This is a genomic window from Novosphingobium sp. GV079 (genome assembly GCF_003058045.1).
In the GTDB taxonomy this organism is placed as follows: domain Bacteria; phylum Pseudomonadota; class Alphaproteobacteria; order Sphingomonadales; family Sphingomonadaceae; genus Novosphingobium; species Novosphingobium capsulatum.
In genome coordinates this window covers 107,521-134,089 of sequence record NZ_QBUE01000004.1, presented here as the reverse complement: position 1 = coordinate 134,089, position 26,569 = coordinate 107,521, and the positions used below count along the sequence as shown (strand labels likewise).

Sequence of the window (26,569 nt, the reverse complement as noted above, 5' to 3'; positions counted from 1 at the left end):
AGGCCCGAGGCGTTGTGGAAGCGCCTCGGGTCTTTCTGCAAACAGCGATGATATCTAGCGGTCCCGGACAGGCGTCCGGGGCGCGTCACCGCCCGACGTGCGGTCATACCCTCGGGCATGGACACGCCCGACAGCCCCGAAATTCCCGCCGATGATGCGGCTTCCAATGAGCCGCTGCTCAATCTCAACACGCTGATCGTTCGCCCGATCATTGCGATCGACGGCCAGCGCTTCGAGATCATGAGCCCGGATGAGCTCTCGATCCTCGACGGCCAGCGCTTTGGCATTTGGGGCCGCCGCATCAACGCGCTGGCGGAAAGCGATGACGACACAGCCGACCAGGAAGAGCTCGAGCAGCTGGTCGACAAGGTCGCGCGCAAGGTGGCCGTTGGCGTGCCGGACGACGTTTTCGCCAAGCTGAGCGGCGCGAATAAGCAATCCATCGCCGATGTTTTTACCGGGCTCCTGCTGCGCAATCGTCTCGGCGTGGCGGGAGCGATCGCGAAGGCGGCCGGGGTTCCGCTGTCGACTGGGGCAAAGTCATCCCCCAGCTCGTCCGGTTCTATGGTGGCCAGCCACAATGGTGGCTGGCTGAAGCGCCTGCTGCGCTGGTTCGCGCATTCGTGACCATGATGCCGCGCCTCGATGCCCGCGAGCAGCAGGCCGCCATCCGGGCGCAAGGCCTCGCCTTCGGCGCGTTCGAAAAGGCCGATGCCGAACAGATGCAGCGCGAGCTGCGCGACGCGGCGCAGGGCATCCAGCCGCAGGCCGAAGCCGCGCGGCCGAAGCGGGCCACGCCCGCCCAGCTGAGCGCCATGGGTATCGGCGTCTCAATGCCCGTTCAGAAGGGGCAGAACGATGGCTGAGAGCCTGGGCGATGCCGTACTGACACTGCGCACGGACGACAGCGCCTATACCAGCGGCATCGACAAGGCCGAGGCGGCTGCCAATGGCCTGGGCAAGACCCTCGATGCATGCTCGGGCAGCGCGGTTGGCCTGGCTGACAAGATCAACCAAGCGGCGCAGAGCGGTGATCGCGGGGCACGGGTATGGCTTGAGGCTGGCGCCGCGATCGACGCGCTGGCGGCGGCGCAGGCGCAAGCCAAAGCTGAAACAGATCTCGCGAAGGCTTCGTTCAACGCCGGCACCATTTCGCTTGAAGAGTACAATCGGCAAATCCTGCAGACGAAAGCCGGTCTGGCCCTGCTCGAAGATGAGCACCGCAAAGCCCAGGCGCTACTGCGTCAGCACATCGCTTCGACCAACCAGGTCACAGGTGCCACGGCGGGGCAAAAGGCAGGCATGATGCAGCTGACGCAGCAGCTGGGCGACATGTCGACCATGTACTCGCTTGGTATGCGTCCACAGCAGATTTTTGCCAGTCAGATTGGGCAAGTGGCCGGCGCGGTGCAGCTGCTCGCGGGAGAAGGCAGCGGTTTTGCGCGGTTCCTGGCTGGCCCGTGGGGCGTTGCGATTACCGGCGCCGTCATGGTGCTGGGGCCGTTGATCGCCAATCTGCTGGCGGCCGAAGATGCCACCAAGAAGGTGGAACTGGCCTCCGATGGCCTAAGTGATGCCCAAGGGGTCCTGGGCAAGATGTTCGATCTCACCACCGGCAAGGTAAAGGCGCAGAATGACATGCTGCGCCTCAATGCCGAGTTGATGGCGATCAACCTACGAGCGCAGGCCCAGTCCGAAAAATCGAATGCGCAGCAGACGATGGACCGCTTTTCGCAAGGTTCAATCGGCCTTTCGACCAGTCAAAAGGCGCTGGCATCATTGGGTGTGCCGGTTGGCGATGCGATGGCGCGCGAGAGTGAAGTGCGCCAGCTGGTTGCCGACATGCGCAGCGGGAAGCTCTCCGGCATTGGAGCTAGTCGCCGCGTCGAAAATATGGATTTCGGCGGCCTGGCTGTCTCCAAGGAAGAGTTTCTCAAGGCCGTTGCTGACGGTGTCTCGTACCCGGAAAAGGAAAAGGTCGCTCAGGCGATCGAGAACAGCCTGCGCAACAACGAACTTGATCCGACCCTGCGCCAGCCCGACACGGCCAAGAAGAAGAAGGAGCGCAAATCGAAGTCGGGCAAGACTGAGGAACAGATCGATGCCGAATTCCTGAAGGCTATGGAGGGCATCGACGCGGAGGAGTTGGGTGCCCGCCAGCAGCTGGCCACCTCGGCCCAGGAGCGCGCCGATATCGCCTATCAGATGCTCGGCGATCAGCGCAGCCGGCGCGAAGCCGATATCCGCGCCAACAAGGATTTCAGCGAGGCACAGAAAAAGCAGCTGATCGCCGCGCTCGACAGGCTTTACGGGCAGCGCGCGACCGACGGTAGCATTCTGGTTGGAAACCCTGGCGTGTTCCAGCTGCAGGTTGGCCGCGATCAGCGCCAGGCCGAGGCCCAGCAAGCCAACGATATGCTGGCGCGCCAAGCCACGACGCTTGAAGCCTGGGCCCAAGTGGCCACCAGCGCAAAGGAGCGCGCGCGCCTAGAAGCCGATGCGCTGAAAATCCAGCAGCAAATCCAGACCAACCTGCTCGAACAGCAGATCGCGAGCGGCCAAGTGGCGGACGGCGCGAAAGCGCGCCAGGAATTGGCCAGCCAGCAGGCTGCCGCGCGCCAAGGCCTATCCCAGCGCACCGCCGGGCCGCTGGCTTCCTACGCCGCCGGCCTCAGGGCGAATGGCGAAGATGCCGGCCGTCAGGCTGAGCAGCTGGTGGTGAACGAGCTCGACTACATTCACTCCTCGCTGACCGATGCCATCGCCAGCCGCCTGGGCATCAAAGACCCGTTGCTGAAAGCCCTGATCGGCCAGTTCATCGAGCAGCAGATCATCAAGCCGATTGCGCAGGGGTTGGCGCAAGCCACTACGGGCAGCGGTGGCCTAGGCGGCTTTATCGGTTCGCTATTTGGGGGCGGCGGTGGGTCTTCGCTGGCCTCGAGCGCGGCAGCAACCATCGCCGATCCCCAGTTTGCCGGGCTGTTTGCCGACGGAGGCACGATCCCGGCCGGCACGTGGGGCATCGTCGGCGAGGCAGGCCCCGAGCGTGTGCTGGCAACCGGCAACGGCGTCCAGGTCGTACCCAATCCGGCACGCGGCCAGGGCGGCGTACCGTTCAAAGCCGATATCAGCATCAGCGGCGCGCGTGGCAACCAGGAGATCATCCAGATGGTCAATGCCGGCGTGCAGCAGGCGCTGGTTGCGTACGACAGCAACGTCGGTTCGCGGGTCAAAGACAACCTCGCGAGGCACGGATAATGCCGGTGTTCGATTGGCCCGCCTCGTTGATCCCCAAGACGGTCACCATTCGGCCTCCGCGCCGCACCGTGGGCATGAGCGGCAGCCTGACCGACTTCACCCAGGCGGTGCCCTCGATCCGGCCGCCCTTCACGCTGACGATGCAGTTCGATGCGATCGAAGGGTTCGACGTGCTCGCCTATCGCGCCATCCACGCCTCGCTCGAAGGCCGGGCCAACATGGTGCGGGTTCCGCTGTTCGACGTCTGGTACGCGGCCACACAGGCCGAGATCATGGGCGGCATGGTCACCCATTCCGATGGCACGGCTTTTTCGGACGGGGCGCTTTATCTGACCCGTGATCTGTCGGGTGTGCTGGTGTCTGGCTTGCAAGGGGCGAGGACGATCACGGCCGATTTTGGCGGCTATGGGCAGCTGCTGCAGGCGGGCCTGTATTTTGGCCTCGGCGAGCATCCGTACATTGCAACGGGCGTGTCCTGGTCGGGCAGCGTGGCGACGATCCGGTGCTCGCCCAGCCTGCGCAAAGACTACGACGCCGAGCCCCTGCGGCTGAGGCCAACGATGATCGGGCGCCTGCCAGACGATGACAATGGCGCGCTGACCCTTGAGGCGCTGCGCTACGGCACACCCTCGATCGAATTTACGGAGGCTTTCGATGAGCCTTTTTCCTGAGACGATCGCTGCCTCGCTGGCAGGCGCCACGGTGCAATGCGCAGCGCTGGTGCTGTTCGATTTCACCACCACACCCATGCAGCTGTGGACCGGTAACGGCGTGCTGCGCACCAATGATGACCGCCGGTGGCAGGGCATCGGCCATCTGGGCAGCATGAGCGGCATCGAGCAGGCCATCAACGGGGACGCGCCCGAGGCGACATTCAACCTATCCGGCGTGAGCAGCGACATCCTGCTGCTCGCCCGCGATGAGTTCGAGGCGGAAGTCTACGGCCGCACGGCCTATGTGCTGATGCAGTTTTTCGGCGTGGATGACCCCGCCGATCCGCAAAATCAGCGGCCGCTCGATAATCCCTATGCAATCTGGGCGGGGCGCATGCTGCAGCCCACTTTCACCTATGGCGAGACCGGCGAACGATCGGTGTCGATCTCGGCCGAGAGCCTGTTCTCGCTGCGCAGCCGGCCGAAGTACGCGATGTACACCGACGCCGATCAGCAGCGCCGCTTCCCAGGTGACGAAGGTTTCGAGTTCGTTGGCACGCTGGTCAACAAGGTGGTCACATGGCCGGACTACTGACGCGGCCCGGCCCCGACCCGGTGGCAAGCGAACTGGCGCTTTGGGCGGCTACCGATTTCCGGTGGGGCGAAACCGACTGCTGCCAGTCGATCCTGATCTACATCGAGCGCTGCAGCGGACGCCGGCTCGAACCCTGGCCGCGCGCATCGAACGCTTTTCGCGCGCAATTGATCATCGAGCGGGCTGGCTGCCTGGTTGCTTTGTGCCAGGCGCGCTTTGGTGAATTGGGCTGCCCGAAAACCGATGCGCCAGCACGCGGCGATTTCGGCGTGATCGATCTGCCGGGGTCCGGCCATACGCTTTGCCTGTGCCTTGGCCATCGCCGCTGGGCGGCTCGCTGCGATACCGGTGTGGTCATCTTCTGCGGCGTGGCGCTGGCATCATGGAGGCTGCCATGCCCTCGGCACTAGGCGCGCTCATCATTGGGCTGACCGGCGCCAGCGGCCCGGTGGCCGTGCTAATCGGCGGCGTCTTCGGCGGCCTTGCCGGTGCGCTGAACGCGCTCATCTCGACCGTTTTCGGCGCATCGACCCCGAAACCGAGCGATGGGCAGCAGGTGATCCGGCAGTCGATCGGCTCCCGCAAGCGGCACTATGGCATCGTCCATACGGGTGGCCAGCAGTCGTTCCTGGAGAGCTCTGGCGGCACGCTTGGCATGGTGGTGACGCTCGGGACCGGTGAAGAGGGCGACATCCTCGAACACCGGATCAACAACAACAAGGTGACGCTGGACGGTTCGGGCACGGTTACCCAATCGAGCTATCACGGCGCGATCCACATCTATACCCGCAGCGGGACCGCGAGCCAGACGGCCATCTCTCAGCTGACAGCCAAGTTCCCGCAGTGGACCGCCAACCATCGCCAGCGCGGCTGCGCGCATGTGGCGTTGATCTGCGACCCGGTCGACCAGGACAAGTTTTCCGAGGTCTATAACGGCCAGCAGCCGGCTTATACCCAAATCCGGTGGGGCGCCCGCGTCTATGATCCGCGGCTCGATTCGACGGCCGGCGGCACGGGCGCGGTGCGGCTTTCGGATAGCTCCACCTGGCCCCGTAGCGACAACGCGGCGCTGGTGATCGCCGACTATTTTGCCCATCCCGATGGCTATGGCGCCGGCTATGGCAACGTGAACTGGGCGCGCGTGGCGATCGAGGCCGACATCTGCGACCAGACCGTGACCACGGTGACAGCGGCGACGATCAAGCGCTGGCGCATCTGGGCCAGCTATTCGCTCTCGACGGACGAACGGCGGCAGGTGCTGGCCAACATGCTCAAGGCCTCCGACGCCTTCTGCTGGCAGGATGCGGCGGGCAAGTTCAATTTCATGGTCGGGCGCTATGTCGCGCCAAGCGTGGTCATCACCGATGATCACGTGGTCTCGATGACCGCCGTGCTGGGGCCGAAGGCAACCGAACGCGTGAGCGCGGTCAAGGTGCTCTATACCGAGGCGGCGATCGGCTACCGGGAGCAGGAAAGCGCCACCGTCGGGTCAGCCGAAGTGGTCGAAGACCCGAACACCGATCCACAGAGCGTCGAGCTCTATTTCGCGCCCCACCACAACCAGGCCGTGCGCGTGGGCAAGCTGGTGCTCGCGCGCCTCGGCAACCGTTGGCACATCACGGCCGAGCTCAACCTCTACGGTCTCAACCTCTTGGGCGAGCGTTTCTGCCGCCTCGAGCTCGCGCAGCTGGGCGTCTCGGCCGACTTCATGATCGAGAATCTGAAGCTGGATCTGGGCAAGATGCGCGTCACGGCCACGCTGACCGAGATCAAGGCCGCTGACTGGGATTTTGACGCGGCCACCGAGGAGGGCACGCCGCCGCTCATGCCCGAGGACACCACAGCGATCGTGGTCATTCCTGTGCCCTATGCGGTTACACTTTCCTCGGTGCAGATCGCGCTGGGCAGCGGCCAGGGCGTGGCGATCGAGGCCAGCTGGTCCACCGTGCGCGCAGGCTTGACCTATGAGGCGCGATATCGCCCCACGACGGGCGGCACGTGGGTTTCGATGACGGTGGACAATGCGGCGCGCACTGCGCGCAGCGGCCCGGTGAACAGCGGCACGCAATACGAAGTCCAGGTGCGCGCTTTGACCATCAGCTATTGGGCCAGCGCCTGGAGCGCGAGCGTGGATATCACGCCGACTGCAACCGTGTCGCTGAGTGCCCCGACGGAACTGGCCGCCACAGGTGGCGCTGGGGTGGCCGATATCACTTTCAGGATGCCGACCGGGGCCACGCTGGCCTTCGCGCGGCTCTACCGCAATTCGACCAACGATTTCAGCACGGCCACCCAAGTGGGCGGCGATGTCGTTGGCGGCCTGGGCGAGGTCATGAGCGTGCACGACAGCGGGCTTTCGGCCGGCACGGAATATTACTGGGCGCGGGCTTTCGCGACCGGCGGCGGTTCATCCGCTCTCGCCGGGCCGGCCACCGCGACCATCAGCTAGCGAGGACACGACGATGGGAGCCGTAATCGACCAATTCAACCGCGCGTTCCGGGACTTCAACACGGATGGGATCGCCGCGTCGGGTCTGGCTGAAGTGGACAAGGCCGACGCGCGCGCGATCGGCCCGATCATCGAGCAGGCGGTCGCGCAGGTGGGACTTGGTGCGCTCATCAGCGCGCGTTTCGCCACACTGGCTGCGGCCAATGCCAGCCTCGCCTATCCCGATGGTGCAGTGGCGATCGTCTATGCGGATGCTACGGCTACGAACAATGATCTGATCGTCAAATCGGGCGCGTCCGGCACAGGCAATTGGGTTGTATCCGGTATCATCCTCGGCATCATTCAAGCCATTGCCGGACCGGCTACAGCTGCTGCAACCCAAGCTGCCGAACTGGCCGGGCATTATGCGAATGATGCGACGAATACCGATGTTCCTGGTGCACCAGCCGGGTCGCGCGGGGCACGATATTGGGCACTGCAAGCAGCAGCCAGCGCAGCAACGATCGCAGGCATCATCTCGCGTGTGCTCAAATACCCAGGGTGGCTTCTGGCAATCAAGGGCTCTGGCCGGCGTTTGGTGTGGGGTATCAAAGACAGCGGCGCAGTGTGGGCCTACCTGTCCGAGATCGTCACGCTGAACATCACAGCGCTGCTCAGCATTGCCGGTTCGCTGCGCATTGGCACTGTCGCTCTAAAGGCCCCTGGTTCCTATCCTGGCGTGTTCTGGGCCTATATCGACGGGTCGCGTCGCAAGATTTGGGCTCTGCTCACTGATGGCACAATCTGGGCATATCGCGCGCAGGCTGTGACCTTGACTGCGGGCACTATCCGCGTCGGTTCTGCGTCGGTCTATAACGCAAGCTGGATCGTGTTCACCTCTCCCGACGCCAGCGGCAATTATCAGGTCTACAAGCAGTCCAGAGCCACCGGACAGGTCACGGCGCTGACCATGTCCGGTAACCATACAGACCTCAAGATCAATGGCAGTGTGGCTGCCTGGCTGACCGATGGCACTTACAGCGATTATTGCGATCTTGACGCTGGCACGTCCGGCCCCGTCACGGCGCGCCCACTCCTTTGGGCTGTCGGGCACTCAATGTTGGCCAATTACGCCGCGAATCGACAGCCGCCTCTGCCCGATAAGGTAGCTTCTGCGCTGAATTGGCCTTTGGTCAATTTCGCGATCCAGGGGTCGGGATCGGCGCAGCAGGTGGCCCGTGCGGGACTGGTGGCCACGACGCTGACCGTGACCGGCAATACTATCCCAGCGTCTGGGCCAGTGACCATTACCGGCGTAACGCCGAACGATTTTATCATTTCCGCCTATGGCCCGCGATCGATCTACGGTTGGCTCGGTGGGGTCTACGGATATTTGACGTGGGACGCTTCTGCCGGTGAACGATTTTGGCGGGCGACGCCTGGCGACGCAGTACCGATTTCAGCAGCGGCCACCTGGACCCCCGACGTGGGCACAGCATTTTCTGGCGTGGCTTTGATCTGGGCGCTTGTGAATGATGATCATGGTAGCGCTGGACGCGCAGCCTCGCTCGCCAACCTCAACACGATCGTCGCTGCGCTCAAAGCACTGGGAAAACGATTTATCATCCTGCGCGAGTTCCCACGGACTACCGATACTATCGGTTCGGCGAGCCGGGCAGATATCGATGCACTCAACGCAGCAGTCCAGGCCGCCTATCCCAATAATTGGCTTGATCTGATGCCGACGCTCTACGGCAACGCAGCACCGTCGGACGCGACAGCTGTGTCGCAGGGGTTGGTCCCGCCATCATTGAGCGCGGGTGACGGCTTCCACCTGGGCAATGCGGGCAATGATCTGGCCACGGTCGCCATCGTCAACTTCATCAAAGCAAAAGGTTGGGCCTAACTATGCCTACTACTACAGTCGTGGCGCTCGACGGCGCCATCACCACCACCGACGCCAACTGGCCGCTGCTTGCCTATGACGATCAAGTCAATGCGGGCACCATGCTTCTTTGGGACCCATCCATTGCCGCGCAATGGCCGACGGGAGCGATCGGCGGTGCAGTCAACGCGGGGGACGCATGGAAAAACCTGAGCGAGAACTTCGCTGATGGCATCCAGCAGGCCGGGGTTCTGCCAACTTATGATGCCACCGGCGCGCAGTTTGGCGCAGGAACGACGGGCAGCATCTATTGGCCCGCTGGCCTCTTCGACCTCAAGGCGCTGGATTATCCTAATTTCGTGTTCACATGCTGGGGCAAGTTGCCAGCCAATCCCACTACCAGTGGGACGCATCGACTGTTTGGGTTTGGAAACACAACCGGCGCGGTGTCATTCGGCGCGTGGTACGCCTATAACAACACGCCTTTGCTCGGTTTGTCCGCTGTTATCGATGGGTCTGGCGCGTCGGCCGTCGATGCCACCGCGCTCATCAACAAGGCATTTTGCCTACAGTTGACATGCGTTGATGCTGGTGCCGGTCAGCGGAAGATTACGGTCTTTCTCAACAACGCTCAGATTGCTCAGGTCACAAAGACCCCGACGTTGGCCGCGCAGCCCGGAGTGAGTTTCGGACTGGGCAAGGCAACCTCGGGTTTCGCTGGTCCTGATGATGCCAAGATCAGCCGCGTTATCATGGAAAACTGCACGGTGAGCGGCTTCGACCCGGAAGTGCGGCGCGCGGCCGAGTGGAAAGCCAAGCACGCCGCCTTTGCACTCTGATGTAATCCCGCCTCCGGATTTTACGGGGGCGGTTGAGGCGTAGCAGCGCCTCAAACCGCGAGCTGTAACTCGCACCTAGGGCTGTCGCGAGCAGCCTTTCAGTTCCCCCGGCCGTCACGGCGGGGGCATGGTTAGGTGCCAAGTATGAAAGAAGGATTGAACGAAGAAGGTCAGCTCGATCCTGTTCGGGCGACGAAACCGGTGGCGCCTTGGCTCGGTGGGAAACGAGCTCTGGCGTCGCTACTGGGCAGCAGAATCGAAGCGATCCCGCATGCAAGGTACGTTGAACCTTTTGTCGGGATGGGAGGGGTTTTCTTCCGCCGGCGATCACGGCCGAAAATGGAAGTCATCAACGATATCAGCCGCGACGTTGTGAACCTGTTTCGCATCCTGCAGCGACACTTCCAGCAGCTGCTCGACGTGCTGAAATGGCAGGTGTGCAGCCGTGCGGAGTTCGAGCGGCTTGTCCAAGTCGATCCCGATACCCTGACCGATCTCGAGCGCGCCGCGCGCTTCCTTTACCTCCAGCGCGCGGCGTTCGGCGGCCATGCAGTCAAGCAGCATTTCGGAGTCGATTTCAACGGCGGCGCGCGGTTCAACCTGACGAAGCTCGTGCCGATGCTGGAAGACGTCCACGAGCGCCTTGCTGGGGTGCTGATCGAGCGGCTGCCCTATGCCGAGTGCATCAAGCGCTATGACAGCCGGCCGGGCACCCTATTCTATTGCGACCCACCTTACTGGGGCTGCACCGATGACTACGGCAAAAACATCTTCTCACCAGCCGATTTCCAGGCTCTGAGAGACCTCTTAGAGGGTCTTCAAGGGCGCTTCATTCTGTCGATCAACGACAAGCCCGAGATCCGCGAAATCTTCAACGGATTCGAGATCGAGGAGGTTACCCTCAACTATCGGCTGAGCGGGAAGGTGACTCCGGCAAGGGAGCTGGTAATCTCGGGGCCTTGAGGAGGAGGCAATATGCCGAGCAGTTCAAGTGCCATTTGGTTGAAGGCCCGCGAGGAGATCGCCAAGGATCGTTTCAGAGTTGAGGTCCACTCGAACGCAACGGGCTGGCTGGAGATCGGCAGGGTAATCGAAACACGCCATACTGGGATCGCTTGCATTGTCCCGATCGCGGATTCACAGCAACGCATCCATCTCGCGGTGGATGAGATTACGGCAGCGCGCATTACCAAAGCTGGAGACGCGCTCGCTGCCGGCCACACCGATTGAGTGCTCAAAACTGTCTTGTCAAACACTCAAAAAGCTCGCGCCGCGCTACAAAGGTCCTCCCCACTTGTGGGGAGGGGGACCAGCCGCAGGCTGGTGGAGGGGCGATGCCTCAGACTACGTCCGGCACCAAGTCCACCGCTGCAAACTCTGGCAGCATGGCTTCGCGCAGCAAAGTGCGGTGGCATTCGTGCGCGGCGCGTTCATAGCATAGCAGCGCGACGCGCTTTTCCGTGGCCAGGGCATGCAACTGCGCCCCGGCAGCCATCGCCTCGGGCAGTTCAAGCTGGCCGGCATAGATGCGTTCGAGCGCCGCGTGATCATGCGCGCGGGCAGCGGCGCGGCCATCGGCGGGCGTGCCCAGCGCCTTGAAATGAACGTATTGGATGCCAGCCTGCGCCAGCGCTCCGGCCAGCGCGGTCTTGGAAAAGCCGGGCCGGCGCGACAGCGGCAGGGCGCGCACGTCGGCCAGCACGTCGACGCCGGCGGCTTTGAGCGTGCCGATCACGGCATCGAGCGTCGCCTGCTCATAGCCGATCGTCCAGATCGTGGGCGCGGTCATAGCAGGCGGGCGCCGTTCGGCACGGGCCGTTCGGGGCTGGCGAGCACCACGCGGCCTTCGGGATCGGCAAAGCCGAGCGTGAGCACTTCGGAAATCGCCTTGCCCACCTGGCGCGGCGGGAAGTTGACCACGGCGGCCACCTGGCGGCCAATCAGGCTGGCCGGATCATACAGCGCGGCTACTTGCGCGCAGCTTTTCTTGTGGCCCACGCCGGGGCCAAAATCGATCACCAGCTTGATCGAGGGTTTGCGTGCGCCAACCAGGTCTTCAGCGGAAAGCACGGTGCCGATGCGGATGTCCACTTTCAGGAAATCGCTGAAGGCAATCGTTTCTTCGGGCTCGCTGGCGGGATCGTGAATAACATGCATGGGCCAATTGTGCCCCGGCCGCCCCGCATGTGCAAGGCGGCCGGTGGCCCGATCAGTCCTTGTTGGCCTGGGCAAAGGCGGCAGCTGCGCCAAACAGGCCCGGCTGCGGATGGGTGATCAGCTTGACCGGCATCTGCGCCATGATCTGCTCGAACCGCCCCTTGGCGCGGAACCGCTCGGCAAAGCCCGAACGCACCAGGCAATCCTTGATGCGCAGGCCAAGACCGCCGGCCATGACCACGGCCGAGGCACCATGGGCCAGCGCCAGGTCGCCCGCTACGCTGCCCAGGCTCAGGCAGAAGCGGTCGATCGCGGCGGCGGCCAGGCTGTCTTCGCCGCTGCTGCCCAGCGTCCAGATCGCCTTGTCGTCACGCGGGATAAACGGCGCGCCCTCGATCAGCGCCAGCGTTTCATAGATATCGACGATGCCAGGCCCGGCCACCACGCGCTCTACCGACACGCGGCGATGACGCTTGCGCAGGCGGGCGAGCACCGCGTCCTCTATCCCGTCAAGCGGGGCATAATCGATATGTCCGCCTTCGGTGGGCTGCACCTGATAGCCATGCGCATGGCGCCACAACTGGGCCACGCCCAGCCCGGTGCCCGGCCCGACGACGCTGAATACGCCATGATCGGGCAGCGACACGTCGGGGCCAGACAGATGGATGAAGTGTTCTTCGCCGGCCTGGGCCACGGCATGGGCGACGGCGGCGAAATCGTTGACCACGACATAGCGTTCGGCGCCCAGCTTTTCCGGGATCAGCGCCGGGCGGATGATCCACGGGTTATTGGTGAACTTGATCACCTCACCACCCACCGGCCCCGCCACGGCTATGGCGCAGGCCTTGGGCACCACGCCACCGTTCTGCCGGGCGAATTCCTCCCACGCCAGCTGGAAGCTGGCATGTTCGGCCGTCTTGAGTGTGACGGCCTCGCCCAGATGCGTAACCCGGCCATCTTCCACGGTGGCCAAGGCAAAGCGCGCGTGCGTACCGCCGATGTCTACGGCTACGAGTTCCATGATATCCTCTCCCCCGAATGCCGGACGTTACAGGCCTGCTGCGGCCAACATGGCCGATCCGCCGCGCTCGGCCGGATCGGAATAGTGGCGCATCAGTGCAAACAGCTCGCGGCCCACGCCCATTGCCTCGGGCGAGGCCACCACATCTTCACGCGCCGCCCATTCATCGGCATCGACCAGGGCCACCAGTTCGCCGGTCTGCGCGCAGACGCGCACGATATCGCCATCGCGCAGCTTGGCGAGCGGGCCGCCCAGCTTGGCTTCGGGCGAGACGTGGATTGCCGCTGGCACCTTGCCCGATGCGCCCGACATGCGCCCGTCGGTGACCAATGCCACGCGGAAACCGCGATCCTGCAACACGCCGAGCGGCGGCGTTAGCTTGTGCAGTTCGGGCATGCCATTGGCGGCCGGACCCTGGAAGCGCACTACCACGACGACATCGCGTTCGAGTTCGCCGGCCTTGAACGCCTTGAGCACGTCGTTCTGATCGGCAAAGACGCGCGCAGGCGCCTCGATCGTCCAGCGCGATGCATCCACCGCGCTGACCTTGATCGTGCCACGGCCCAGGTTCCCCTGCAGCAGGCGCAGGCCGCCTTCGGGCTGGAACGGCGCGGTGACGGGGCGCAGCATGCTGTCATCCCCGCTCTTCACCGGGGCGGGGTTCCACGTCAGCGTGTCGCCATCCATGACCGGTTCCTGCGCGCCATCGGCCAGCGAAGCGCCATAGACAGTGCGGATGTCGGCATGGGCCAACCCATTGTCGAGCAGTTCGCGGATGACATAGGGCATGCCGCCGGCGGCGTGGAAATAGTTCACGTCGCCCGCGCCATTGGGATAGACGCTGGCGATCAGCGGCACCACGCGCGACAGCTCGTCCATGTCGTCCCAGTCGATCTGCACGCCTGCGGCGCGCGCCATGGCCGGAATGTGGATGACGTGGTTGGTCGAACCACCCGTGGCGAGCAGGCCGACCACGGCATTGACGATGGCCTTTTCATCCACGCAATGGCCCAGCGGGCGATAGTCATCGCCATCCCAGCTGATCTGCGCGGCGCGGTGCACGGCGGCGCGGGTCAATTCCTGGCGCAGCTTGGTGCCGGGCAGGACGAAGCTGGAACCGGGCATGTGCAGGCCCATCATTTCCATCATCATCTGGTTGGAATTGGCCGTGCCATAGAACGTGCAGGTGCCGGCCGAGTGATAGCTTGCGCTTTCGGATTCGAGCAGTTCGTCGCGCCCCACCTTGCCTTCGGCATAGAGCTGGCGAATGCGCACCTTTTCCTTGTTGGCCAGGCCCGTGGGCATCGGCCCCGACGGGACCAGGATCGTGGGCAGATGGCCAAAGCGCAGGCCGCCGATGATCAGGCCAGGCACGATCTTGTCGCAGATGCCCAGGAACAGCGCCGCCTCGAACATGCCGTGCGACAGCCCCACCGCGGTGCTCATCGCGATGGTGTCGCGGCTGAACAGCGACAGTTCCATCGAATCCTGGCCCTGCGTCACCCCGTCGCACATCGCCGGAACGCCGCCCGCCACCTGCGCCGTAGCGCCCACTTCGCGGGCGAAAACCTTGATCTGTTCGGGATAACGACCATAGGGCTGGTGCGCCGAAAGCATGTCGTTGAACGCGGTGACGATGCCGATGTTCAGCGCCTTGCCATCGCGCAGCGCCAGCTTGTCATCCCCGGCGGCGGCAAAGCCATGGGCCAGGTTGCCGCAGGTCAGCTTGGGGCGGTTGACGCCCGCCTCGCGCGCGCGATCGATGAGATCGAGATAGGCGGCGCGGGTATCGCGGCTGCGTGCCACGATACGATCGGTGACCTTGGCCACGGTAGGATGAAGGGCCATCATTCGCTCCAGTAGATGGTAACCGGCGGGCCATCGCTGCCGCGCAGGAAGTCGGAAACAGGATAATCGGCGTTGCCCGCCAGCACGTCTTCGATCAGCGCCTTCTTCGATGCGCCGGTAACGACCAGGATCACTTCCTTGGTGGCCTTGAGCGCCCGCGCGGTCAGCGTCAGCCGATCGAACGGTGCCTCGGGCGGCAGCGGGATCGGCGTGGTGGCAATCACCGTGGCGCCGGGGCGGACCAGCGCCTGCATGGTCGGAAACAGCGAGGCGACGTGGCCATCCTCGCCCATGCCCAGCCACACCAGGTCGAACGGCGCCACTGCAGCGCCCTCTTCCAGGCGTTCGAACCTGGCACCGCTGTCACCCAGCGCGCCGTAAAGCTTGCCGAAATTGCTGGCGGGATGATCGTCGGGCACGCGGCGATCGTCGGTCAGCGCCAGGGTGGCGCCCGACCAATCGAGCCCGCGATCCTTGAGCAGGGCAAAGACCTTGAGCGGGGTGGAGCCGCCGGTCATCGCCAGGCGCTTTTCACCCGGACGCGCCAGTTCGGTGGCGATGCGATCGGCCACGGCGGCAGCATCGCCAGGCTTGGCCCACCGCACGCGCGGGTTGGCGGTCTCAGTCATTCCAGCTTCTCCCGTCGCGCTCGGTCAGGGCGATGGCCGCGTTGGGGCCCCAGCTGCCAGCGGCATAGGGCTTGCACTCCATATCACCACCGGCCCAGACCGCGCGGATCGCATCGACCCAGCGCCACTGCGCTTCTACCTCGTCACGGCGCACGAACAGCGTCTGTTCGCCCTCGATCAGGTCGAGCAGCAGGCGTTCATAGGCAATGCGACGCCGCGCCTTGGCAAACGCCTGGGTCAGCGAGAGATCGAGGTTGACCTCGCGCAGCACCACGCCGCCGCGATCGAGGCCCGGCTCCTTGGCCATGACCTGAAGCCGCACGTATTCTTCTGGCTGCAGGCGGATCACCATGCGGTTGGCCTGCAACTTGCCGCCCCGGCCCGAGAAGATGTTGTGCGGCACCTGCTTGAACTGCACCACGATTTCCGAGCGCCGCTCGGCCAGGCGCTTTCCGGTGCGCAGGTAGAACGGCACGCCCTGCCAGCGCCAGTTGTCGACATGCGCCTTGATCGCCACGAAGGTTTCGGTGTCCGAAGGCTCGCCCAGGTCTTCCTGGTAGCCGGCCACCCCGCCGCCCTTCACCGCCCCGGCACGATACTGCCCGCGCACCATTTCCTCGGCCTTCACCGTGCGCAGTGCGCGCAGCACCTTGACCTTTTCATCGCGGATCGAGGTGGCATCGAAATCGCGCGGCGGCTCCATCGCGATCAGCGCGAGCAGCTGGAGCATGTGGTTCTGCACCATGTCGCGCAGGGCGCCAGTATCGTCGTAGAAACCCTTGCGCCCTTCCAGGCCCACGGTTTCGCTGACGGTGATCTGCACGTGATCGATATTGCCGGCGTTCCACTGCGGCTCGAACATCATGTTGGCAAAGCGCAGCGCCATCAGGTTCTGCACGGTTTCCTTGCCCAGATAATGGTCGATGCGGAAGATCTGGTCTTCGGCAAAGGCCCCGGCAACGGCATCGTTGATCCGGCGGCTGGAAGCCAGATCGTTGCCCAGCGGCTTTTCCAGGCCGATGCGCACGTTGTCATGCGCCAGGCCAGCGCGACGCAGGCCCTCGATCGTCGGCTCGAACAACGCGGGCGCGGTCGACAGGAAGATCGACAGGCCGCAGCTGGTATCGCCCAGCTTGGTGGCGAGATCGGCAAAGCCATCGACGTTCGATGCATCGAGCGTCTGGTATTCCAGGCGCGCCAGAAAACTGGCCAGCTTGGTCTCGTCCTTGCGGTCTTCCGGCAGGAATTCATCGAGCGCAGCGTGGGCAAAATCGCGGAAATCAGCGTCGGTGTGTTCCGAGCGTGCGGTGCCGACAATGCGCAGGCCCGGATCGATCAACCCGTCTTCATGCAGGGCATAGAGCGAGGGCAACAGCATCCGGCGGGAAAGGTCGCCGGTTGCGCCAAAGAGCAAAAGCGCAGAACAACTGCTGTCGGCCATCGGCGGATCTCCTTATCTTTCGCAACACGAATGCCGTGCGCGCTTGCATGGCAACGTGCGACCCCTTGGGTTGGGTCCTTGTCGATGCCTGCCCTAGTCGCTCATGCGGCGCGATGCACGTCGCATAAGTATGCAAGCGGGGTGGGCACTGCCAAGCACGTTTCCATGCCTGGCCATGGTAGCGCGCGCAATTTCCTGCCGCGCGCATGATCGCGCCGTTTTCGTGATAATTCGATTGCAAAGAGGTTGACCATACTGGCATCACGCCTTCAAGGACCGTCCGATTTGTGCGATCCAAAGGGAGAAATAATGCCTGCTGCCCCGCTCAACGGTGCCCCCCTGATCGGTGCGATCGAGGCAGGCGGAACCAAGTTCATCGCCGCACTCGCCACCCCGGAAGGCGAAATCCTGGCGCGCACGCGCATTCCCACGCAAACGCCCGAAACCTGCTTCCCCGCGCTGGCCGATTTCTTTGCCGCCGCGCAGGAAGAGCATGGCCCCGTCGCCGCCTTTGGCGTTGCCAGCTTCGGCCCGATCGACATCGATCCCACCTCGCCCACTTATGGCACGTTCACCACCACGCCCAAGCCGGGCTGGCAGGGCGCGCGTTTCCACGATGTGCTGGGCAGCTTCGGCGCGCCGATCGTGGTCGATACCGATGTGAACGGGGCCTGCCTGGGCGAATGGATGAAGGGCGCGGGCCAGGGTTGCCGCACGCTGGCCTATACCACTATCGGCACCGGCGTGGGCACCGGCGTGGTCAGCCATGGCCGCTCGCTGATGGGCATTTCCCACTTTGAAAGCGGGCATATCCTGCCCCCGCACGACCGCACGCTTGATCCGTTCGCAGGATCGTGCCCCTACCACGGTGATTGCCTGGAAGGCCTGGCATCGGGTCCGGCGATCGAAAAGCGCTGGGGCAAGAGCCTGGACCAGCTGGCCGGTGACAGCGCGGCGATCGATCTGATCGGCGGCTATATCGCGCACCTCGCGGCAAGCCTGGTGCTGCTGCACATGCCCGATCGCCTGATTTTCGGCGGCGGCGTGATGAAGGCGCCGGGCCTGGTGGAATCAGTTCGCCGCCAGACCGAAGCCAAGCTCAACGGCTATGTCAGCCACCCGCGCCTCGATGCTGGGCTGGAAACCTACATCGTCACGCCAGGCCTGGGCGACGATGCCGGCATCACCGGCGCGATCGCGCTGGGCTGCCAGGCGCTGGACGTGGCCCTGCCGGGCTGATCCCGCCTGCCGCACGGCGCATGCAAAAAGCCCGGCAAGGTCTGACCTTGCCGGGCTTTTTGCTGTTCAGCTGTCATGAGAAAGGCGGCCGGGAATGTCCCCGGCCGCCCTCCCGTGGATCAGAACTTGTAACGAACCGAAGCGCTCATCGTGCGGCCCAGCATGGCGCTGTTGTCGAAGATCGCCTGGTTGGCAGACAGGCCGGCCGTGCCCGGGCCCACGGCGATCGAACCGTTGTTGGCGCGGTAGCCGAGCGTGTTGAACAGGTTGTTGACGTTGAAGCTCACTTCCAGCTTGTCGGCCGGGCGAACCTTGACGAAGCCGTTCACAAACGTGCGGCCCGGCGCGGTGTAACCACCCGAAACCAGGAAGTTGGACTGGCCGCTGGCCGAGAAACCGATGGCGGCAACGCCTGCGTCATAGCTGGGCGAGACCAGCCAGGTCCACTTCGGCATGGCGACCGGGGTGGTCTTGGTGCCGACGTTTTCGGCATGGGTATAGACCACATAGCCGTCGAGCGAGAAGTGGCCCGCCGACACGCCACCCGAGGCTTCCACGCCATAGGAGTGGTAGATCGCGTCGATGAACGGGCTTTCCCCGCGCGAAGGAGCGGTGAAGTCGTAATTGCTTTCCTTCACCTGCGCCCGATAGAGCGTGACTTCGGCGTGATAGCGACCGCCACCCACGTTGCCGCGCTGCTTGAGGCCCAGTTCCTGCTGGCTGACATAGTTGACCGACAGGTGATCGCCACCGGCCGTCAGCTTGCCATCAGCCGTAAAGTTGGCGTTGTTGTACAGCAGGCGATCGGCGTTGAAGCGGCCACCGCGGCTGACGCGGACGAACACGCTAGTGTCGTTGCTCACTTCATAAAGCGCGCCGAACGACCAGCTGACATAGCTCTTGGTGTAGTTCAGCACGTTGTCCGGGGTGGACTTGGTGTTGTAGGCCGGGATCGAGGCCGAGCCGAGCGCGTCGGTAACCGTCACGTTGCCCACGGCCTGCGGCGCATAGGCCGCACCCGATGCCTTCACGCTGTCATAGCGCACGCTGCCATCGAGGTTGAGGTGGCCAACCTGGCCTTCGAGCTGACCATAAAGCGCATCGTCGGTGTAGCTGACGTCATACGAACGCCCGCCGCAGCAGCCGCCCCACTGGTTGTTGAAGCCGGTCAGGCCCTGCGCGGTCAGCTGGTTGCCGGCAGCATCGAACAGGTCGAGCGGAACGGGATTGCTCGAACCATTCAGAGTCTGGGTGGCGTTGTTGATGCGCCAATCCATCGCCACGGTCTGGCGCATGTGGAACCAACCGGCATTGGCCTTGACCTTGGCGCCGTCACCCACGTCGAACTTGCCGCTGAACGTCAGGTCGTTCACCAGGCTGCCGACATCCTTCATGTCGACATAGGCCTGCGCGCTGTTGCTGACGAAACGGCCGTTATAGACCTGGCCGGCGTTGGGGCCGGCGGCATAGCGCAGCGTGCCCAGACCCGCGAGCGAGGCAGCGGTGGCTTCACCGGTCCACTGGTTGGCAAAGGTGCCGCTCATCGAGGTCCAGCGGGCCTTGTCGGTCACGGTAAAGGCCGGGGTGAATTCGTAGTGGAATTCGCCGCCCAGCGCGGTGGCGACCGGGTGAATGCCTTCCATCGCCACGGTGCGCACGTTGCCGTTGGCATCAAGGATCTGGAAGTTCTGGTTGTAGATGCCGGTGGAGGCATACTTGCGCGCGTCGACGCCGTCGAACGTGCTGTAGCCGGTGATCTTGTTGCCCGAGAGCGTCACCAGGCTGGGCATCGAGGTAAAGGTCGGTTCCTTGTCGTCCAACCGCTTGAAGTTGAAGCGGATGTAACCCTTGCCGTCGTCAAAGTCCTTGGTGATGTTGCCCTTGATCTGATAGCCGCTCTGCGCCTTGTACGGCAGGTGCGTCGGGCCGTTGCCATCGATCGCATAGCCGCCCAGGTGGAAGCGCACGCTGTCGGACAGGTGGCCGCCGTAATCGAAATCGACGCGGGTTTCGCGATAGTTGAGCGCCTGGCTCAGGCCGATTTCGCCGCCGTCATGCTCGCCGGTCTTGGACACGTAGTTGATGACCGCGCCGGGCGCCTGGCTGGAGAAGGTGGAGGCCGAACCGCCGCGCACCGCTTCCACGCGGTTCACGTTGTTGTCAAAGCGCACCCAGTAGTCGTTGTTACCGAACTGGATGTCGCCGAACAGGGTGACCGGCAGGCCATCTTCCTGAAGGCCGACATATTCCGAACCGCCGGTGGAGACCGGGATGCCGCGCACGCCGATGTTGGCGTTGCCGCCCGGGCCGGCGGTGTCCTGCACGTTGAGGCCGGGGATCGTGCGCAGCACTTCGGCCTGCGAGCGCGGGGTGAAGTTGGTGACCGCTTCCTGGTTGATCTGCGACACCGAGATCGACGAAAGCTGGGCAGACTTGCCGCCGGCAGCGGCGGTCACCACGATCGGGGCGACATCGGCGGCGTCATCGGCGGGGGTCGCGGCCGGCTGGGCATCCTGCGCCAGGGCGGGCGTGGCAATCAGCGCACCGGCAAGGGCGGCGAGCGACGCGCACGACAGAAAAGCGGACGGCTTCATCAGGTACTCTCCCATGAACACGTTCCCACATGCGGAGCGGGAATCGATAAATAGCCTGATACGCAGCACTACAATCGTTTGCAATGCGCATTTGCGCGCTATGCAATGGATTGCATCGTCGGCTATCACTTTGCTTCGGGCTGTGGCATCGCTGCATCACCCATCGCCTCGAAGCCCGGCGTTGCAGGGCTTTAAGTTGCCTGCTCTACCTTGCTTTCAGGGTTCCCCCAGCTAAAAGCGTGGCCATGACCGAAACGTCCAACGAAAAGACCGTAAGAGAGGCAAGCAAACCCAGGATCCGCAACATTGCGGAACTTGCACGCATGGCCGGTGTTTCGGCCGGCACTGTTTCGCGCGCGCTGGCCGGCAAGAGCCTGGTCAACGCCGAAACGCGCGAGCGCATCCAGGCCATCGCCCGCGAACATGGGTTCCGGCCCAACCAGATGGCCCGCCGCCTGCGCACGCAGCGCACCGGCGTGATCGGCGTGGTCATCCCGCTCGGCCACGAGCGCCGCCAACACATTTCCGATCCGTTTTTCATGACGCTGTTTGGGCACTTGGCCGATGCGCTGACGGAAAGCGGGCACGACCTGATGCTGTCGCGCGTGATCCCGGGCGATGACGAATGGCTGGATCGCATCGTCGATTCCGGCATGCTCGATGGCGCCCTGGTGATCGGCCAGTCCAACCAGATGGAGGCGATCGAGCGGGTGGCAGAACGCTATCTGCCGATGGTAGTGTGGGGCAGCCACCGTGACGGGCAGATCCATTGCACCGTGGGCACCGACAACCGCCTGGGCGGCCGCCTGGCGGCGCAGCGCCTGCTCGACCAGGGCAAGCGCAAGCTCGTGTTCTTTGGCGATACCGGCGCGCCGGAAATCGCCGATCGCCTGGCCGGGGCTCAGGATGCCGTGGCGGCGTGCGCGGGGGCCACGCCGCTCGTGGCCTGTTCCACCCATCTGTCCAACGAGGAAATCCCCGAACAGGTGGCCGGGCACCTTGAGCAGTTCGCTGGCCAGATCGACGGCATCGTCTGCGCGTCTGACGTGATCGCGATGACCACGTTGCGCCTGCTGCACGAGCGTGGCGTGCGTGTGCCCCACGATGTGGCCGTGACCGGGTTTGACGATGTGCCGATCGCCACGCAGACCGTGCCGCAGCTTACCACCGTGCGCCAGGATATCGCTGGCGGCGCGCGCGCGATGGTCGACCTCTTGACCCAGCGCATCGCCGGCGTGGAAACCCCATCAACGATCATGGCCCCCGAACTGGTCGTGCGCGAAAGCGCCTGACCAGCACGGGGGGCCAAGCCGCCAGGTTCAGGCCGCGACGGTGACGCGATCCCCGTCGAACGCCAGTTGGAACACCGGCGCCGGCGTGCCACCGAACTGGGCGCGCAGCAGTTCGGGATGATCGGCCAGCTTGCGTCCGTTCATGCCCCAATAGTCGATGAAGCTCCACACCGCGCCTTCGCCCGTCACCCACCAGCTATAGGTCTGGCCGGGCTCGCCGGCCGGATTGGGGGCAACCAGGCCACTGCCGTTGATCTGGCGCCACGGGCCGGTGAGGCTGTCGGCCACCATGCCATAAAGGCCGTTGGGCCCATCGACGGCGCCAGGAGCAAAAGTATGCCGTTGGGTGGACCAGAACAGGTAATAGCGCCCGTCGCGCCATACCACGCAGGGGCGCTCCATTTCGTTGTTGGTGCCGATCGCCTCGACCAGCGGATCTTCCAGCAGCCAGCCGGCATCGCTCAGCGTGGCCAGGCCCACCAGCCCGTTGTGCGGGTTGTCGGTCCAGGCTGCGCTGCCGGTAAAGACGATGTGACGCTGGCCGGTGGCCGGATCACGGAACCACGCCGGATCGCGGAACGCCTTGATCGAACCAGGCTCGGGATTGGTGATTTCCTGGCGATCGGCAATATAGCGGAAGCCATCGGCGGCAACGATCTCCTGCGGGGCCTGCCACTGCCCCGGGCCATCCGCGCCCAGCGTGCCGGGCACTGAGAACAGGCGCTGCTCATAGGAAAAGGCCCCGCCCTGGCGACCGGCCACGGTGTAGAACAGCGTCACCGAAACGCCGTCATCCATCACCACGGCGCAGCCGGCCCATTCGCGGCTGCCGGGGTTGAGCCCATCGGGCAAGGCGTTGCCATGATCGCGCCAGCCATCCGCGCCGTGCGACAGCAGGCGGATACGTGCCACGTCGTGCCGCTGCACCGGATCGGGGAAGCACGGCGCGCTGAGGAAGAACCACCAGGTGCGCCCGGCATGCACCGCCGTGCGCCCGTCTTCGTGCGCCAGCGGCCAGCAATCCCACAGATCGAGGCCCGGCATGATCGGCGCGACATCCGCCGCCGTCACCAGCGGAATTTCGGGCACGGGGTCATAGCCGTGCGGCTCCCAGCGGCTCGGCTGCCGGGTGACCGGGTGAGCAATCGTTTGCGCATCGGGCTGGAAAGAAGGACGATCGGCGGACATGCGACCTCGTGCTGGTTGGCGCGTCAGGCGCGCGAGGAAGGGTGGAGGGTGTAAAGCGGCCAGGTCATTCACCCGGCCTCGATATGAAAGATCGCCACGGTCTGAGCATTCATCGGCGGCATCGGCAACCCGGCATGGGCCAGCCAGCTGCCCGCCAGCGTTACCGGCGCATCCACCATGGCACGATGGAGCGGGGTGGTTGGGGCGGCGTGGCCACCAGTGCCACCGGCCAGGCGCAGCAGGCGCACCTTGCATGCCCCCTGCCCGGCCAGATGCGGCAAGCGCAGCGGCTGTGGCCGACGATCAGCGGCGGGCGCGCGGCGAATGGCAAACAACAATTGCGCCTGGGCGCTGCCCTGCGCCTGCCACACCAGGCCATCGGGGCCTTCGCCCAGCCATACCTGCCCGCCATGCAGCAGATCGCGCCACGTGCGGTGAAACCCGATCCAACCGGCCAGTTCATCCCGCTCTTGCGCGTCAAGCGTGCGCGGGTCCATCTCCACACCGAAATGCCCCGGCATGGCCACGGCGGCGCGAAACGCCAGGGCCTGCGCCCGGCCCGTGGCATGGGCCGGACTGGCCCCCACGTGGCTGCCCATCATCTCGGGTGGAAGGAAAGCCAGGAACCCGCGCTGGATATCCACGCGGCTGACGGCATCGATATTGTCGCTGGTCCAATAGCGGTGGACATAGGGCGCCATGCCGGCGTCGCTGCGCCCGCCACCACCGGCACAGGCCTCTATCTCGACGCCGGGATGGGCGGCGCGCAAGCGGGCCAGCAAGTCGTACAGCCCGCGCACCTGGGACGCGCCACCGGCCGGGGCCAGATCGCGGTTGTGGTCCCATTTCAGATAGCTGATCGGCACCTCGCGGAGCAGGCGATCGAGGCAATCGAACAGATAGTCACGCACCGCTGCCTGGGACAGATCCAGCACCAGCTGGTTGCGGGCCGTGGGCCGCGCACGATCAGGCAATGCCAGTGCCCAATCGGGATGAGCGCGATAGAGATCGCTGTCGGGGTTGACCATTTCCGGCTCGACCCACAGCCCGAATTCCATGCCGGTGGCAATGATCCGGTGCGCCAGCGGCGCCAGGCCTTGCGGATACTTGGCTGGATCGGGCGTCCAGTCGCCCAGCCCAGCCGTATCGTCGTTGCGCCCCACAAACCACCCATCATCGAGCACGAAGCGCTCTATGCCGATCTGCGCGGCGGCTTCGGCCAGGGCGAGGATGCGCGCCTCGTCATGATCGAAATAACAGGCTTCCCACGAATTGAGATGAACCTTGCGCGGCGCCATCATGCCGCCGGGCCAGCGCACCATGGCGCGCACCGCCGCATGGAACACCGCCGTGGCGCCGTTGCGCCCGTAGCTGGACCAGGCTGCCAACACATCGGGCGCGTGCCAGCTGGCGCCGGGGGCCAGAACCACCTCGCCCGGTGCCAGGCGCGCGCCAGCCATGGCGATGAAGAACCCTTCGTCATCGCGCTCCACCCGGATCAGGCTGTCGCCTGACCAGCACAGTTGCAGCGCATGAACCGGGCCCGTGGCATGCCCTGCCCCCTCGCCCAGCACGAACAGCCCGGCCGGGCCGCCATGGCCGGCAATGCCGCGCCGCCCTTCGCGCTGCCAGGCATGCGCCGGCAAGGGCTCGACCTTCTCCACCAGTTCGGCATTGTGCCGCCCGCGCCAGGACACCAGCTGCGCGGCATCGCCCGGCAGCGGCAGCACGGCGCTGGCCAGCCAATCGAGCTGGATCGGCGCAGGCCCGGTATTGGTCAGCGTGGCACTCATGCGAAAGCCACCAAGGCCATCGGCGGCGATGGTCTGCACCAGGCGCACGCCCTGCACCGTATCATCGAGGCAGATCACCAGCCCGTCGTCAGTGCGGGCAACATCGCTGTTGGTCCACGAGACCACCATGCCGGCCCCGGTGGCATCACGCAGTTCCACCGCAGCCGGGCCGAACCAGCCCAGCCCGCCCACCGGGGCGCTATCGAACGGGACGTCTTCGTCAAACGAAAACGATGCCGCGCCGCGCGTGTCCGCCAGCGGCGGCAGGCCAGCAACATCCACCGCCGCGCCCCAATGGCGCCACATGGGAGCGCGGCCCTCGCGCGGCTCCAGCACGATTGCCGCATCGCCACTGTTCAAGGCAAACATGCCGCTCATGCCAGGGCTTGCGCCTGGGCCACGGCATGGGCGCGCCCTTCGCGCACCCACAGGACGGACAGTGCCGCCGCGATCAACAGTGCGCCGCACAGCGACAGCATGTTGCCCGGATCGCCATGCAGCACATGGGAATAGACACCCAGCCCCAGCTTGATGAAGCCCAGGTCCAACTCGCTCATCACCACCGCAAACAGCAACATGGGGATCACGATCATCATGTTGAAAATGCCCATATAGACCCCGGTGCGGGCCGGCGGGATGGAATTGGTGAGGATGGCATAGGGGTTGCCCATGATGCTGCCCCAGGCAAGACCCACGCCCACCGCCGGCACGAATAGCAACGCCTTGTCGGTAATGTGCGGCAGCGCCAGCATGCCGAGGCCTCCCGCCAGCAGGCACAGCGCGTGCAGCGGTCCCGGGCCGATCCGGCGCACCAGCGGCACCATGGCAAAGGCAGTGACGAACGAGATGCCGTTATAGAACGCGGCCATTTCGCCATTGGTCAGCACCGCGCTATGGAACGCCGAGCTATGTGCATCGGCGGTGTGATAGACCGTCCGCGCGATCGAATAGGTGACATAGAGCCAATAGCCCGACATCGCCGACCACTGGAACAGGCTCATCAGCCCAAGCTTGCGCATGGCGACCGGCATGGTGCGGATGGCGTCGGCAATCTCGGCCAGCGCCGCGCCAAAGCCCCTGGGCGCTGCCTCGATATGCGCGCGTTCCTGCGGTGTCAGCGGCAATTCCGGCACGCGCCAGACCGACCACAGAATGGTCACCAGCGACAGGACCGCGCCGAGCGTGAACACCACCCGCACGGTATAGGGAATGCCATGGGCATCGACCCAATCCTGGTTCATGCCCAGGCCGACCAGGATCGAGGGCGTCAGAAACGCCAGCATCTGCGCCAGGCCGGTAAATGCACTTTGCGACAGAAACCCGGTTTGCCGCTGGTTGGGATTGAGCCGGTCGGAGACATAGGCCCGGTAGGGTTCCATGGTGATGTTGTTACCAGCGTCGAGCAGCCAGAGCAGCGACGCGGCCATCAGCACCGAAGAAGACAGCGGCATGATGAACAGCCCGAGGGCGCAGAGCACAGCCCCGATCAGAAAATAGGGCGTGCGGCGGCCCCAGCGGCTGGCGGTGCGATCAGACAGCGCCCCAATCAGCGGCTGCACCAGCAGGCCGGTGATCGGCCCGGCCAGGCCAAGTAGCGGAAGCTGCGCTTCGTTGGCGCCAAGATAGCTGTAGATCGGGCCCATGTTGCCCTGCTGCAGGCCGAAGCTGAATTGCAGACCCAGGAAGCCCAGGTTCATTTCCAGGATGCG

General features: G+C 64.7%; 23 protein-coding genes. 13 read left to right on the top strand and 10 right to left on the bottom strand.

Annotated features, from left to right (window positions below; genetic code table 11):
• Positions 1–117 precede the first annotated feature (117 nt).
• The 11 genes from C8K14_RS06510 (at position 118) to C8K14_RS06460 (ending at position 10,888) form a co-directional block, all read left to right on the top strand.
• Positions 118–627 (top strand): hypothetical protein, encoded by a 510-nt coding sequence (locus C8K14_RS06510; RefSeq protein ID WP_107716097.1) that lies wholly within the window; start codon positions 118–120, stop codon positions 625–627.
• Positions 624–866 carry a hypothetical protein gene (locus tag C8K14_RS06505; RefSeq protein ID WP_133726770.1) on the top strand — a complete coding sequence of 81 codons (243 nt, stop codon included), beginning with the start codon at positions 624–626 and terminating at the stop codon, positions 864–866. The genes C8K14_RS06510 and C8K14_RS06505 overlap by 4 nt, the downstream gene beginning before the upstream one ends.
• Positions 859–3,258, top strand: a complete 2,400-nt coding sequence (locus tag C8K14_RS06500) for a hypothetical protein (protein WP_107716095.1) — start codon at positions 859–861, stop codon at positions 3,256–3,258. The genes C8K14_RS06505 and C8K14_RS06500 overlap by 8 nt, the downstream gene beginning before the upstream one ends.
• Positions 3,258–3,929: a hypothetical protein gene (locus C8K14_RS06495; protein WP_107716094.1), complete on the top strand. Its 672-nt coding sequence runs from the start codon at positions 3,258–3,260 to the stop codon at positions 3,927–3,929. The genes C8K14_RS06500 and C8K14_RS06495 overlap by 1 nt, the downstream gene beginning before the upstream one ends.
• A complete protein-coding gene (locus C8K14_RS06490; protein ID WP_107716093.1) occupies positions 3,913–4,506 on the top strand; it encodes a hypothetical protein in 594 nt (197 codons plus the stop codon). The genes C8K14_RS06495 and C8K14_RS06490 overlap by 17 nt, the downstream gene beginning before the upstream one ends.
• A complete protein-coding gene (locus C8K14_RS06485; RefSeq protein ID WP_108350153.1) occupies positions 4,491–4,916 on the top strand; it encodes a hypothetical protein in 426 nt (141 codons plus the stop codon). The genes C8K14_RS06490 and C8K14_RS06485 overlap by 16 nt, the downstream gene beginning before the upstream one ends.
• Positions 4,901–6,955, top strand: a complete 2,055-nt coding sequence (locus tag C8K14_RS06480) for a fibronectin type III domain-containing protein (protein ID WP_133726769.1) — start codon at positions 4,901–4,903, stop codon at positions 6,953–6,955. The genes C8K14_RS06485 and C8K14_RS06480 overlap by 16 nt, the downstream gene beginning before the upstream one ends.
• Positions 6,956–6,968: 13 nt before the next feature.
• Positions 6,969–8,840: a hypothetical protein gene (locus tag C8K14_RS06475; RefSeq protein WP_107716090.1), complete on the top strand. Its 1,872-nt coding sequence runs from the start codon at positions 6,969–6,971 to the stop codon at positions 8,838–8,840.
• A gap of 20 nt (positions 8,841–8,860) precedes the next feature.
• A complete protein-coding gene (locus C8K14_RS06470; protein ID WP_107716089.1) occupies positions 8,861–9,658 on the top strand; it encodes a hypothetical protein in 798 nt (265 codons plus the stop codon).
• A 144-nt stretch (positions 9,659–9,802) separates the two neighbouring features.
• On the top strand, positions 9,803–10,621 hold the full coding sequence (locus tag C8K14_RS06465; RefSeq protein ID WP_107716088.1) for a DNA adenine methylase: 819 nt from the start codon (positions 9,803–9,805) through the stop codon (positions 10,619–10,621).
• A 12-nt stretch (positions 10,622–10,633) separates the two neighbouring features.
• Positions 10,634–10,888, top strand: a complete 255-nt coding sequence (locus tag C8K14_RS06460) for a hypothetical protein (RefSeq protein WP_107716087.1) — start codon at positions 10,634–10,636, stop codon at positions 10,886–10,888.
• Positions 10,889–10,997: 109 nt separating this feature from the next.
• Here C8K14_RS06460 and C8K14_RS06455 read toward each other — a convergent pair whose 3' ends face one another.
• From C8K14_RS06455 to zwf, 6 genes are read right to left on the bottom strand one after another with little or no spacing between them, the layout of a single operon-like run.
• Positions 10,998–11,447, bottom strand: coding sequence for a DUF488 family protein (locus tag C8K14_RS06455; RefSeq protein ID WP_107716086.1), 450 nt, complete (start codon positions 11,445–11,447; stop codon positions 10,998–11,000).
• On the bottom strand, positions 11,444–11,815 hold the full coding sequence (locus tag C8K14_RS06450; protein WP_062782843.1) for a tRNA-binding protein: 372 nt from the start codon (positions 11,813–11,815) through the stop codon (positions 11,444–11,446). The genes C8K14_RS06455 and C8K14_RS06450 overlap by 4 nt, the downstream gene beginning before the upstream one ends.
• Before the next feature lie 52 nt (positions 11,816–11,867).
• Positions 11,868–12,836: an ROK family protein gene (locus C8K14_RS06445; protein ID WP_107716085.1), complete on the bottom strand. Its 969-nt coding sequence runs from the start codon at positions 12,834–12,836 to the stop codon at positions 11,868–11,870.
• A gap of 27 nt (positions 12,837–12,863) precedes the next feature.
• On the bottom strand, positions 12,864–14,687 hold the full coding sequence (gene edd, locus C8K14_RS06440; RefSeq protein ID WP_107716084.1) for a phosphogluconate dehydratase: 1,824 nt from the start codon (positions 14,685–14,687) through the stop codon (positions 12,864–12,866).
• Positions 14,684–15,313 (bottom strand): 6-phosphogluconolactonase, encoded by a 630-nt coding sequence (locus tag C8K14_RS06435; protein ID WP_022676387.1) that lies wholly within the window; start codon positions 15,311–15,313, stop codon positions 14,684–14,686. Before C8K14_RS06435 ends, edd begins: the two co-directional genes overlap by 4 nt.
• Entirely contained in the window at positions 15,306–16,754 is a 1,449-nt protein-coding gene (gene zwf / locus C8K14_RS06430; protein WP_022676386.1) for a glucose-6-phosphate dehydrogenase, read from the bottom strand. Before zwf ends, C8K14_RS06435 begins: the two co-directional genes overlap by 8 nt.
• Positions 16,755–17,063: 309 nt before the next feature.
• On the opposite strand from zwf, the gene C8K14_RS06425 reads away from it, so the two are divergent.
• Positions 17,064–17,993, top strand: a complete 930-nt coding sequence (locus C8K14_RS06425; RefSeq protein ID WP_022676385.1) for an ROK family protein — start codon at positions 17,064–17,066, stop codon at positions 17,991–17,993.
• A gap of 119 nt (positions 17,994–18,112) precedes the next feature.
• Here the strand turns inward: C8K14_RS06425 and C8K14_RS06420 are convergent, their stop codons facing one another.
• On the bottom strand, positions 18,113–20,587 hold the full coding sequence (locus C8K14_RS06420; RefSeq protein ID WP_062782828.1) for a TonB-dependent receptor domain-containing protein: 2,475 nt from the start codon (positions 20,585–20,587) through the stop codon (positions 18,113–18,115).
• A gap of 323 nt (positions 20,588–20,910) precedes the next feature.
• Here C8K14_RS06420 and C8K14_RS06415 point away from each other — a divergent pair, with 323 nt between their 5' ends.
• Positions 20,911–21,879, top strand: coding sequence for a LacI family DNA-binding transcriptional regulator (locus tag C8K14_RS06415; RefSeq protein ID WP_233250937.1), 969 nt, complete (start codon positions 20,911–20,913; stop codon positions 21,877–21,879).
• A gap of 27 nt (positions 21,880–21,906) precedes the next feature.
• Here C8K14_RS06415 and C8K14_RS06410 read toward each other — a convergent pair whose 3' ends face one another.
• From C8K14_RS06410 to C8K14_RS06400, 3 genes are all read right to left on the bottom strand, one after another.
• The gene (locus C8K14_RS06410; RefSeq protein WP_107716083.1) at positions 21,907–23,067 is read right to left on the bottom strand and encodes a glycoside hydrolase family 68 protein; all 1,161 of its coding nucleotides are present in this window, start codon (positions 23,065–23,067) and stop codon (positions 21,907–21,909) included.
• Between the two features lie 68 nt (positions 23,068–23,135).
• The gene (locus tag C8K14_RS06405; protein WP_107716082.1) at positions 23,136–25,238 is read right to left on the bottom strand and encodes an alpha-galactosidase; all 2,103 of its coding nucleotides are present in this window, start codon (positions 25,236–25,238) and stop codon (positions 23,136–23,138) included.
• Positions 25,235–26,557, bottom strand: coding sequence for an MFS transporter (locus C8K14_RS06400; RefSeq protein WP_107716267.1), 1,323 nt, complete (start codon positions 26,555–26,557; stop codon positions 25,235–25,237). Before C8K14_RS06400 ends, C8K14_RS06405 begins: the two co-directional genes overlap by 4 nt.
• Positions 26,558–26,569: the final 12 nt, after the last annotated feature.